General features: G+C 43.4%; 9 protein-coding genes. 6 read left to right on the top strand and 3 right to left on the bottom strand.

Annotated elements, in window-relative coordinates; genetic code table 11:
- Window positions 1–4 precede the first annotated feature (4 nt).
- The gene (gene ruvA, locus VIN08_RS08440) at window positions 5–598 is read right to left on the bottom strand and encodes a Holliday junction branch migration protein RuvA (RefSeq protein ID WP_331963084.1); all 594 of its coding nucleotides are present in this window, start codon (window positions 596–598) and stop codon (window positions 5–7) included.
- A gap of 588 nt (window positions 599–1,186) precedes the next feature.
- Here ruvA and VIN08_RS08435 point away from each other — a divergent pair.
- The 6 genes from VIN08_RS08435 (at window position 1,187) to VIN08_RS08410 (ending at window position 10,203) form a co-directional block, all read left to right on the top strand.
- A complete protein-coding gene (locus VIN08_RS08435) occupies window positions 1,187–4,630 on the top strand; it encodes a TonB-dependent receptor (RefSeq protein ID WP_331963082.1) in 3,444 nt (1,147 codons plus the stop codon).
- 26 nt (window positions 4,631–4,656) lie between these two features.
- The gene (locus tag VIN08_RS08430; protein WP_331963080.1) at window positions 4,657–5,619 is read left to right on the top strand and encodes a hypothetical protein; all 963 of its coding nucleotides are present in this window, start codon (window positions 4,657–4,659) and stop codon (window positions 5,617–5,619) included.
- A 2-nt stretch (window positions 5,620–5,621) separates the two neighbouring features.
- Complete coding sequence (locus tag VIN08_RS08425; RefSeq protein WP_331963078.1) at window positions 5,622–6,728, top strand: fasciclin domain-containing protein; 1,107 nt, start codon at window positions 5,622–5,624, stop codon at window positions 6,726–6,728.
- A 137-nt stretch (window positions 6,729–6,865) separates the two neighbouring features.
- On the top strand, window positions 6,866–7,651 hold the full coding sequence (locus VIN08_RS08420) for a glycerophosphodiester phosphodiesterase family protein (RefSeq protein ID WP_331963076.1): 786 nt from the start codon (window positions 6,866–6,868) through the stop codon (window positions 7,649–7,651).
- 157 nt (window positions 7,652–7,808) lie between these two features.
- Window positions 7,809–9,248: a transglycosylase SLT domain-containing protein gene (locus tag VIN08_RS08415; protein ID WP_331963074.1), complete on the top strand. Its 1,440-nt coding sequence runs from the start codon at window positions 7,809–7,811 to the stop codon at window positions 9,246–9,248.
- Window positions 9,249–9,369: 121 nt separating this feature from the next.
- Window positions 9,370–10,203, top strand: a complete 834-nt coding sequence (locus VIN08_RS08410) for a hypothetical protein (RefSeq protein WP_331963072.1) — start codon at window positions 9,370–9,372, stop codon at window positions 10,201–10,203.
- Window positions 10,204–10,221: 18 nt separating this feature from the next.
- Here the strand turns inward: VIN08_RS08410 and VIN08_RS08405 are convergent, their stop codons facing one another.
- Window positions 10,222–11,568: an NAD(P)/FAD-dependent oxidoreductase gene (locus tag VIN08_RS08405; RefSeq protein ID WP_331963069.1), complete on the bottom strand. Its 1,347-nt coding sequence runs from the start codon at window positions 11,566–11,568 to the stop codon at window positions 10,222–10,224.
- 14 nt (window positions 11,569–11,582) lie between these two features.
- Window positions 11,583–12,845 (bottom strand): kynureninase, encoded by a 1,263-nt coding sequence (gene kynU, locus VIN08_RS08400; RefSeq protein WP_331963067.1) that lies wholly within the window; start codon window positions 12,843–12,845, stop codon window positions 11,583–11,585.
- Window position 12,846 lies beyond the last annotated feature (1 nt).

Below are 12,846 nucleotides of genomic sequence, written 5' to 3'. Positions count from 1 at the left end.
ACGTCTAGGCGTTTTTTAGGGCTTGTTTAACTAAATCTTCTAAGGTAATGGTATTTCCCGATTTTTTCAGGACGGCATCTACACTTTTCTCTGCAGCTGCTTTGGGTAGGCCCAACACAAGCAAAGCAGATAACGCCTCTTTGCGCAGGGTATTGTGAGGGCCTGTCGAAATAGTAGGTTGGCTTTCTTCCCAGTTTTCTTTCTTGAGCTTGTCGCGTAATTCTATAATCACACGCTGCGCGGTCTTTCCTCCTATACCTTTTATGCCTTGCAATGCAGCAGCGTCTTCGCGCACGATCGCAGATTTTAACTCATGGCTGTTCATATAGGAGAGCATTACTACAGCCGTGCTCGGGCCTACACCATTTACCGAGATCAGTTGTTGGAACAGTCGTTTCTCTGACTCGGCACTGAAGCCGAATAATACATGCGCATCTTCGCGTATAGAAAGATGTGTATAGAGCATGATGTTCTCCTGCTCTTTGATATCTGAAAATGTTTGAAGCGAAATGTTGACTTGATAGCCTACACCATTTACATCGATCACAACATGCGTTGGGTCACGGTGTACTAGCCGCCCTTTAAGAAATGCGATCATAGAGGTTAAAAAATAGGGTTGTTTTGGGTTTACAAAGATTGCAAAAGAATCGAAACCTGAAAGAGTGGAGGCGCTATAGCAAGGATACATTCTGCTAAATATTCAGATCGCAACTCGCCCGGGTGAAATTAATTCTACAACAACAGGCTGGCACGGTATATTATATAGGGAACACTTCACAGATTTACCCGCCCGGATATAGGGAAGTCTATAGATGCTCCGGCTGATGAGAGTATAGCTATAGGGCTAAATGAAATTTATGTTATTTCCATCACTTCCGAAAACTGCATTCTACCGAGACTGGGGTAGACAGGAGGAATGTCAGAAATTTCTGCAATCGATGTAAGAAAAATTTCCCTAAAATAAACTCGATGCCTGCATCCGCAATGCGATTATTTTTTTAACATTGGCATAAGCAATTCTCTTTCAAACGGTTATCAACAACCCAAGTACGAGTAGAAGAAATGGTGTTAACTTATTGTAAACAATTTGTGGAAAGATTTAAACGTGCTTTAAAGTTTAATTGTGTGCCTTCCGATACTTTTGCCGAACTCTTACAAACCATTAATCTAAATAATTCACAAATCTATGAGGAGAATTCTACTGTTTTTAGTCTTCGCGACTGGGGTAGTATCTGCTGCGCTTGCGCAGGGGGTTACTACGGCCAGTATGAGCGGACAAGTGAGTGATCAGAACGGCGAACCATTGCCGGGTGTAAATGTTGTAGCAACCCACGTTCCGTCAGGAACTGTTTACGGAACTGTTACCCGTGCCGATGGTTATTACAACTTCCCCGCTATGCGTGTTGGCGGACCTTACACCATTAAGGTATCTTTTGTTGGCTACAAAGAGCAAGTGAAGGAAAATGTATACCTGCAACTTGGCCAAACTTTTTCGTCTAACTATAAACTCTCAGATGAGAGCACACAACTGGCTGAAGTTGTGATATCGGGCACGCAGGATCCTACGCTTAACTCGGATAAGATGGGAGCCTCGTCTAACTTCTCCGTAAATCAGATTCAGACCATCCCTTCTATTGGTCGTGACTTCAGAGATATATCAAGATTAACACCACAAGCAGGTGGTTCGGCTTTCAGCTTCGGTGGAAGAAGTAACCTATATAACAACTTAACAATTGATGGAGCTACTGTAAACAACGTATTTGGTCTTAACCCGCTGCCTGGCGGACAATCAAATGCTACTCCGTTCAGTATGGATGCTATCCAGGAGATCACGGTTTCTCTTTCTCCTTATGATGTTCGTCAAGGTAACTTTACAGGTGCCGGTGTAAGTGCTGTTACCCGCAGTGGTACAAATGAATTTACAGGATCTGCCTATTTCTTTTTCCGTAACCAGGGAATGGCCGGTAAAAAAGTAGACGGTGTAAATTCTCCGGTGCCAAGCTTCAATTTCAAGAATTATGGTTTTCGTATAGGAGGTCCAATTATTAAGGATAAACTTTTCTTCTTCGCTAACTTGGAGTTCGAGAAAAGAACAGATCCTTTCTACACAAACCCCGTGCGTCCTAATAAAGCGGCATCTACACAAGGAGCAACACAAGCTACAGACGACAACGATCCTGAAACAGGTCTTGCCGGTCTGCGCGACTTCCTGATCTCCAAGTATAACTATGATCCCGGTGTATACAAAGACTTCAACCGTGCAACGGATAACATTCGCTATGTGCTTCGCTTAGACTATAACATCAACGCGAACAATAAGCTTACGCTGAGAGGTAACGTTACAAATGCTTACCAGGATCAGCCACCAAGCACATCAGGTGGTTTTGTGGGAGGCCCTCCGGGGGGACGTGGTAATACAAACAACGTGTTATCATTCTCTTCTTCATACTATAGAATTAACAACAATCAATACTCTGTTACTGCCGAGTTGAACTCAATTCTTGGTGGTGGTAAATACTCTAACAACCTCGTGGCAGGATTTAGCTCCTTCCGCGACTTCCGTGAAAATGCCGGTGGTTTAGCAGTTCCTGATTTCCCGTTGGTTGATATACTTGGACCTAACGGACAAAACATGACAACCTTTGGTCCTGATCCTTTCACAAAGAATAACAAACTGGATCAGAACGTAATTCAGTTGAACGATAACTTCAATATATACCTGAAAAATCATACGGTTACAGTAGGTACCGCGAACGAATTATATACTTTCAACAACGTATTTACGCAGGTAGTAAATGGTGTATACCGCTATAACAGCTTGGCTGATTTCTATGCGGATGCTGATCCGGCAACCACTACTACTGCAAGACCTGCACAGTATACTACGCAATATGTAGCAGTCCCGGGTGGTCCGTCTGCAACAGCTGCAAAATGGTCAGCACTGCAACTTGGTTTCTTTGCTCAGGATGAATATACCGGTTTTGAAAATCTTAAAATCACCGGTGGTGTGCGTGTAGATATACCGCTATATCTCACAGATCTTCCGAAGAATAACTATATCAATTCTATCAACCTGAATGGTGAGCAACTTCGTGTGGGTGGCTGGCCACAGGTTCGTCCGTTGATATCACCTCGTATAGGTTTCAACTGGGATGTGAAAGGCGATCGTACAACACAATTGCGTGGTGGTACAGGCGTACTGACAGGACGCGTTCCATTCGTGTGGTTGTCTAACGCAGTAAGTAACAACGGTCTGTTCTTTGGTCAGTTGAATACTACTTCTGTTCCATTTGATGTTACTGGTGATGGATTCCCGTATAACTTCAGCACCAAGCCGTATGTTGGAAATCCTGAGCAATACTCAAACCTGCAAAACGGTACACCTGCTCTGATCACCAACCCGCTGGATAGAAACTACGGACGTTCTGCTATCGTGCCAGCTGTTAATACTGTTGCCAAGAACTTTAAATTCCCACAAGTGTGGAGAACCAACATTGCCATTGATCAGCAATTGCCAGGTGGTGTTGTAGGAACATTGGAGTTCATCTATACAAAAGATATAAACGCAGTTTACCTGCGTGATGCAAACCTTGCTGATTCGAAAGCTACATTGGCGGGTGACGGAAGACCACTGTATGGTGCAGCTCCTGGTTCACCGAACGTTGATCGTGCTATCATTTCAAATGATCGCCGTATAAACGGAGATATAGGACAAGCACTTGTTCTTGACAATACGAACAAAGGCTACCAGTGGAGTATCACTGCGCAATTGCAGAAGACCTTCAATCGTAATTTCCAGGTATCGGCTGCCTATACCTATACTGATGCACGCGAGATCAACCCTCAGAACGGTTCAACTGCCGGTGGTATTTTCTCATCACAAGCTAACGTGTTAGGCCCTAATCGCACAGAGCTTTCTTATGCCGGTGCATTAACGCCTCATCGTGTTATCGCTTATGGTACATATCGTATAGAATACTTCAAGCACTTTGCTACTACATTCGGTTTAACATACGAAGGTCGCTCAGGTAGCAACTTCTCGTACCTGTATAACGGAGATCCTAACAGCGATGGAACTACTGGTAACGACCTGATCTATATTCCGAAATCTAAAGAAGAGATCGTACTCAGCACAGCCAGTGCTACCGATAGCCGTACACTCGATCAGATCTGGCAACAACTTGATAACTATATCTCTCAGGATCATTACCTGAACAGCAGAAGAGGTAAATATGCAGAGCGTAACGCAGCGTATAGCCCATGGGTTAACCGTCTTAACTTAAGCTTGCTGCAGGATTTCTATGTAGAAGTAAAAGGTAAGAGACACACCATCCAGTTGTCTGCTAACCTGGATAACGCGTTGAATCTCTTCAACTCAAGCTGGGGCTTGATCAAGAACCCTGCAAGAAACCAGCTTATCCGCTTCCTCGGATATGAGCAACCGCACACAGCTGGTACTGTAGGAGCAAACGGTCAGGTAACTACCACTACAGCAACAACCGGTAAGCCTATCTATACATTTGAAGCAAATGCAGATGGAACTCCTTTGAACAAAAGCTTTATCCCTGATCAGACATTAACATCAGGTGGTCGCTGGCAGTTACAATTAGGTGTTCGTTATATATTCTAATGTTCATTTACTAACTGAAATTATCTATGAATTATAAATATAAATTGGCCAGCCTGATAGCGATCTCGGCTCTTGTATACGGAACGTCTTGCAGCGATCCGGATTACGCAGAACCTGTTCCGGCAACATCGGCCTCTAACTTGTCAGCAAACTTTTTGTTTGTAAATGCGTCACCGGATGCTCCGTCACTGGATCTGTTCATTAACAATGTAAAGAGCGGAAACAGCGTAGTGAGTGGTGCTAATCAAGATACCTATACTGCTGTACCAATCGTTTCAAACGGAGTGTTTGCCAATACAAACATCCGTGCGAAAGCAAGCTCCGGAACAATCGGAGGTGTACTTGGTTCTTCAGACCTGATCTATCGTGCCGGTAACAATAACTCCAACAACTTTCAGGCAAGTGCAAATGCATACTATACCATCTTTGCAGTAGATACGACAGATCGTGTAAAACCTTTGCGTACGTTGAATGCCAGTAGCTTTGGTGATACTACTTTTTTTAATCCTCCTACCGGAAAGCAACTTTCTGTAGTGGAAAGAAAAGCATTGTCAGCAGAAGCGAAAGCTAAGCTTGTGCCACTGGGTACCATTCCATTGGGAAGCAGTGATCCGGGAGGCGTTCGTTTCCTGGTTCTTACAGAAACACTTCCTTCGCCTGCTGCAGGCAAAGTTTCAGTTCGCTTTATACACCTTTCTCCTGATGCCGGTACACTTACTGCAACTTTAGGTGCAACATCGGTAACAAGCGGTATATTTTCTTACCCGATGCGTTTCCCAACATTCACACCTTCTGTTGGATCAAGGGGAACAACCGCTGGCTTCCAGACTATAGATGCCGGAACGTATGATGCCGTGGTTAAATCCGCAGGTAATGAAGTATCACGTTTGGATGCTCAAACGCTTACTGAGAAAAGCGTATATACTGTATATATTACCGGTGTGCTGAAAGACGGTACACTGAAGACATCGATTATTAAACACAAATAAGAATGAGACATACAATAATAAAGTGTTTAGTGGCAGCATCTCTGTCCTCTGTTGTGCTGACAGCGTGCAATGACGATTTTACCCTGCCTGCTACACCATCAGGTTCTACGATTACAGCGCTGGCTACAGATGATAGCAACTTTGATGTATTAACAGCAGCCCTGGTAAAAACCGGTCTGGCTACTTCTTTGGATAATAATAACTCCGGACAGTTTACACTCTTTGCACCAACGGATGATGCTTTCGTTACGTACTTTAAAAGTGCACTGGGTAAATCTGATCCCTATACGGAAGACAGCGTTATTGCTTATATCAATACAAAATCGTCTGCATCGAATGCTGTAATTACTACGGCAGCACTGAGCGCGCGTTTAACGTATCACATTATAAGCTCTAATATATCATCGGCAAGCATCACTGGCGACCAGGTGTTTACTACGCTGAACTCATCAAGATTGTCGTTGTCAAAAACAGGTAGCGATATCGTGATCAATGCTGGAGCAGCAAAAGTAACAGCAGTAGATAAAGAAGCTTCTAATGGTGTTATACATACCATCGATAAAGTTCTTGCTCCTGTAGGTACAACCAGCGTATTGTCGTACCTGGGGCTTTCTATCAGCTATACTTCAAATCCTCCGGTTGTCTCAGGTGGAACTGCTTCGGATGCTGATGGTACTGACTACGATCTGTTCGCTGCTTTACTGAAGAAGACTGGTCTTGTGCCAACAATTCAGCCGAACCAGTCTCCGCTGCCGGATTTCACCATCTTTGCTCCGAACGACAATGCTGTAAAAGCATTTTTAGGAGTGGCTACAGAAGGAGATGGAATTACCCTGATCAATGGTTTTTCAGCCAATGACATTGCAGCATTTAAAGATATACTCAGCTACCATATAGTATCAGGTCGCGTGTTGTCTACTGATTTAACAGACGGACAACAAGTAAGTACGCTTCTTACCGGTAAGTCATTCACTGCTTCTGTTGCAGGAAGCACTATTACTCTGATAGATAATGATGCGAATGTAGCAGATCCCGTTGTTGTCAGACCCAATGTGTTGACAAACGCAGGTGTGCTTCATGGTATAGACAATATACTGTATTACGAGTAATAATTTTCTTAATAGCTTATTATAGTTTGAGAAGCACCCCTCACCGGGTGCTTCTTTTTTTATATTTGATGTATAGAGTAAATATGAGACGGATAATTCTTTGCGCCTGCATAGCATGGCTTATAACAGGATTGGCAATGGCACAATCAAAGACAAATCATTTTTTACGTGCAGGTAAGTTACCGCTTGTATGCGGGCATCGTGCCGGGTATTATGCACAGTTTCCGGAGAATTCATTGCCGGTGATTGACTATACGGTAAGTAAAAGCAAAATACAGCCGGCTATTGTGGAAGTAGATATACGCAAGAGCAAAGACGGTACGCTATATATACTGCACGATGAAACACTTGATCGCACTACAAACGGCCAGGGTAAAATTGCCGAGCAGACAGATGCTTATTTAAGCACGATACATCTCAAGCTTTCAACCGGAGAACTTAGTAGTGAGAAGATACTGACGTTTGAAGAGTTGCTGAAATATGCAAAACATGAAAATGTTATACTGATGCTCGATATAAAAACAGATGTATGGAGAGAAACGTTAGAGGCTGTGCATAAAAATGATCTGGATGATAAGTGTATGGTGCTTACATTCGATCCGGCTATCAGCAAGAAAGTATATGACATCACAAAAACAGTGGCTATATCCTGCCTGATAAAAGATGAAAGTCAATGGAGCGCTATACAGAAACTTGGTATCCCTGCAAAACAGCTTATCGCCTATATACATGAAACTACCAAGGAGACGTTGATAAACGAATTGAAGAAGCAAGGTATACCGGTAATGACCGATATAAGCGAAAATAATAAAGGAAATACATCAGCGATGGATGCAAGCTACTATCGCGGGCTTGTTAAAAATAAAAAACTGGACATCCTGATCACAGATTATCCCGTGGAGGCATCAGAAAAACTGCAGTAAATATATAGCTTACCTAAGTATATATAGTATAAATCATATTTGCGTATAGGCGTGCCGTTGTGTACGCCTTTTTGTTTGCGGGCAGGAAATCTGTACCTTTAACCCCAGTATGTTGGTTTTAGTACGATCCTGGTCGAGAGTTTGTCTCCTCTCTATCATGGCAATTTCTTGCAATCCGACTCAGAAAGAAGGTTTTTCTTCTGAAACTGCCGTTAGTTTAGACCTCGATGCGATCCGCAAACGAGGCTATCTGAATGCATTGGTGGATAATAATTCCATTAGTTATTTTATTTATAAGGGCAGACCCATGGGCTATGAATATGAGCTCCTACAACTGCTTGCCAAAGACTTGAATGTTGGTCTTAAAATAAAAGTTACTAATGGTGTAGAGAGCGCTATAGATCAATTGAACAGAGGTGAAGGCGATATTATAGCATTCCCGATGACAATCAACAAGCCGCGCAAAGAACGTGTTTCTTTTACGCGACCTTTATTCAATACATATCAGGTATTGGTGCAGCGCAAGCCCGATAACTGGCGCAAGTTAAACGATGATCAGATCAACGCTGGCGTTATACGCACGCCTGCAGAATTAGGAGGTAAAGATGTGTATGTTATTAAAGGCACCAGCCATGAGATACGTATGCATAATTTATCCGAAGAGATAGGTTCAGATATACTGATACATCAGGATACAATTACGGCAGAAAGTGAATCGCTGATTCGTAAAGTATCAGCCGGAGAAATTGACTATACGGTGGCCGATCATACGATGGCGCAGGTGAATGCTGCATACTATCCGAACCTCGATGTAAATACGGTGCTGAGTGTGCCCCAACAAATAGCGTGGGGCGTTCGTAAAAATTCTTCTGTACTGTTAGAAACACTTGATCAATGGCTTGGTAAAATAAAGAAAGAACCAACGTTCATGGTAATCTATAATCGTTACTTTAAAAGTCCGCGCACATCCTTGCTGCGTATGAAGAGCGATTACTTTTCGTATGGAAGCAATCGTCTTTCACCGTATGATGATCTTATTAAAGCGGGTGCTACTGAACTTCAGTGGGACTGGCGCCTGCTTGCAGCGGTAGTATACCAGGAATCAAAATTCAATCCGAATGGTGAGTCGTGGGCTGGTGCTCGCGGACTGATGCAGCTTATGCCGGAAACAGCAAAACGTTTTGGAGCACACAATCTCAACGATCCTAAAGAAAGTTTACATGCCGGTGTGCGATATCTTAAATACCTCGATAAGTACTGGACGAAGTCGGTGCCGGATTCTGTACAACGCCTGAAATTTATATTGGCATCTTATAATGCAGGACTCTCACATATACTTGATGCCAAGAAGCTGTTGCTGAAGTATGGAAAGGATAAAGATGTAACAAGGTGGGATGATAACGTTCAGGTATACCTGCTGAAAAAATCAGAATCAAAATTTTATCGCGATCCCGTTGTAACGGCTGGATATTGTAAATGTGAAGAGCCGGTTAACTATATACAAGATGTGTTCGATCGTTTTGAAGAGTATAAAACACACATCAAAGACGATCTGTTTGATGAGAATGCTATACGAAGTGCTGTGACGTCTAATTGATATTTCCTTTCTTTTATCTGCATGATGCACGTTTCAACACGTTAAAAGTGGTTGTTTAACGATTGCTTTATAGCCGTTGCCTTGATAACTTTTCTTATTAATTAAAACCCTCTTTAAAAAAATGAAAACCCTCAAAACATTGGTGAGGTCATCGCTATTGCTATGCCTCATCGTGGTCGCATCGTGCGATCATTGGTGTCCACATCATGATGTGTGTCGTATCAGTAAATTCTATTGGGAAGGTAAATGGCATCAAGCTTACTACAGTACCAGTGGCCGTTTGGTGAGATTGGAAGCAACCGATAGTAAAGTTCTTTTTTATTATGACGGTGCCGATAAATTAACGCATGCGGAAATATATACTACCAATCCTGCTCCGCAATATAAATTCGAATATATACAAGGACCTTCCGGTATAATTAAATCGACTATTACCGGCCCTGGCGGTTTTGTGCGCACAGTTGATTTTCATTACGTATCTCCCTCGCAGGTTGATTATTATGTGGATAGTGAATTTGGCGGAGCTCCGGGCGATCCGGCTACTTTTGTTATCACCAAGTATATATCGTATAGCGGAGGGAATGTTACGCTGGTAGATGGTTTGGTGAACGGTAATCCTTTTACAAAATACTTCGGACAGAAGTATGATAAAAAGAATAATCCATTCCGCGAGCTTGCCAATGCTGTTGGCAACCCGGCATTTTTTCCTGCGTGTAATTTCGTGTCATTCCCGGTGGCAGATTATGACATCTCCATCCTGAGTATATTTTCTAAAAATAACCCCAAGAAGAGCCGCTATGATGTTGGCGGTGGCGCCATCATCCAGGATCAGACTTTCGACTATATATATAATGGTGATGCCGTGAAGTCTATCGCATGGACCGATCTATATATAAGCACTACAAAGAATTATGCGTTCGAGTATAATTGCTCCTTTGGTTCAGACGAAGATTAACAAGTGTGCTGCGATCTTTTATCCATTCGGTAAACGCTGAATGATGGATGCGAGATCCAATGATTCCCACGTGGTCTCTATTCCAGGTCTGCTCATCACTTCGTCCATGATCTTTTTTTGTGAACGACTGATCGAGTAGGCTTCGGAGTAGCGGATGTTGTCGTTAAAGGTAACCATGGAATAGAGCGGTATCCAACGGTCGGGGTAAGCGCTGTGAAGCTTCGCTTCGATTTTTTTACGTAGCAGAAAATCGGCATCGCCCACCAGGTCGCGCATCTCTATAAAATTATCCAACGCCAGTTGTGCTATAGCATCCGTATCCGGCTTGCGCAAATTTTGAAACTCCGGTAATACCGTTTCCCACTGGTCGTGATATTTACCCAGGAGTATATTTAGTATCCGGCAATCTTCAAAGCCGGCATTCATCCCTTGTCCGTAGAAAGGCACTATAGCATGCGCCGCATCTCCGATGAGTAACGTTTTATTTTTCACCCAGGGAAAACACTTCATGGTAACCAGTGAAGATGTTGGGTTCTGATAAAAGTCTCGCAACAGCGAAGGCATAAGCTTCGCTGCATCCGGAAAGTTAGCGTTGAAGAAATCCTTTATAGCATGATCGGAAGAGAGCGCAGTAAAAGAAGTTTCTCCATCAAATGGAAAGAATAGTGTACAGGTAAAGCTTCCATCCGGATTAGGCAGTGCAATCATCATATAGCTTTGACGAGGCCAGATGTGCAAGGCGTTTTTCTCCAGTTGAAAAGCTCCCGCTGTACCAGCAGGAATATGTAGTTCTTTGTAACCGTGTGCTATATATGCTTGCGAAAAATCAAAACGATCTGTTGCCTGTAACGACTGGCGTATAGCCGAGAATGCGCCATCAGCGCCAATAATCAGATCGAATGTATGTATCTCTAAATGATTCTCCGGAGAGGTAACGGCGATCGTAGTTTTATCCGTATCAATTTGTGTAACGCGCTGGTTGAAATGTAGTGTAGCACCTTCGGCTTCAGCTTTATTCATCAACACTATATTGAGGTTGCTGCGTGATACAGAATTTATATACTGTCCTTCTTTGCCGTATGCCTGAAAGGTGAGATTGCCTTTCACATCGTGCATCATACGTCCGTGCATCGGTATGGCTACCGGTCGGATGGCATCTGCCAGACCAACTTCTTCCAGTGCGCGGATACCCCGGTTGCTCAAGGCCAGGTTAATCGATCTGCCGGCCTGCAGCATATTTTTGCGCATATCTGCCCTGCGTTCAAAAAGCGATACTTTGTAGCCACGCTTTCGCAAATATATAGCCAGCAGCGAACCTACCAGTCCTGCGCCCACAATGGCAATGTGCTTTGAATGTGCCGTCATAAATGATAGAAGTGTTACAGGAATTTTTTAATGATCTCACCAAATCTGAAAACATCTTCAAACGTATTATACAACGGTACAGGTGCAATGCGTATAACATTCGGCTCGCGCCAGTCGGCAATTACTCCATGCTTACTTAGTTGTGTAAATATTTTCTTGCCATTTTGTTTCATGAAGAGCGAGAGCTGGCAGCCGCGTTCATCCGGATTAGCTGGTGTAATGATCTTTACTGTATTCTCCAGCGGATCAATTTCCTTTAGTATATATTCGAGGTAGGAGGTAAGCGCTATACTTTTCTTGCGCAGAGCTTTTATACCGGCTTCCTGAAATATCTCCAGCGAAGCAAGGTGTGCTGCACTTTGAAATATAGGTACATTCGAAACCTGCCAGCCATCTACACCCGGCATAGGTTTAAAACCTTTCTTCATTTGGAAGCGCTCGTTTGCTGCGTGTCCCCACCAGCCTGCAAAACGCGGACGATTGGTTTCGCTATGTTTCTCGTGTACAAATGCTCCTGCTATAGCACCCGGACCTGAATTAAGATATTTATAGCTACACCAAACAGCGAAGTCAACTTCGTCTTTGTGTAATTGCAGTGGAACATTGCCAACAGCATGCGCCAGGTCAAAACCCGCTATAGAACCTTGCTGATGTGCTGCTGCTGTGATCTTTTTTATATCGAAGAACTGCCCGGTATAGTATTGCACGCCTCCCAACAATACTAACGCTGTTTCTTTACCGTGCTCTTCTATAGCGTTGAGTATATCTTCTGTGCGCAGCGCAAATTCTTCTTCGCGCGGCTTTAATTCGATCAACGCGGTATCCGGGTTTAATCCATGAAACCGGATTTGCGTTTCAAATGCATACTGGTCCGATGAGAATGCTCCGGCTTCTGCAATGATCTTGTACCGCTCGGTAGTGGGTGTATAGAACGACACCAGTAACAAATGCAGATTAACGGTGAGTTGATTCATCGCTACAACTTCAGAGGGCTTGGCGCCTACTATATTGGCTAATGCTTTTTTTGCAAACTGATGGTAATGCAGCCACGGACGTTTGGCATGTTCATGACCTTCACCACCCAATGCAGCCCAATCATCCAGCTCTTGCTGTATATACTTTTTCGTTGTTTTAGGTTGAAGACCCAGTGAGTTGCCTATAAGATATATAGCGGGTTTCTTGTTGAGCGATGGAATGTGAAACCTGTTGCGATAGCCGCGCAACGGATCTTCGCGATCGGTCTTTTTAGCAAAAGCAAGTGTGTTGGTAAATTTCATG

This window comes from Ohtaekwangia sp., from assembly GCF_036568665.1.
Classification (GTDB): Bacteria; Bacteroidota; Bacteroidia; order Cytophagales; family Cyclobacteriaceae; genus Ohtaekwangia.
This window is presented reverse-complemented; position numbering and strand designations above follow the sequence as displayed.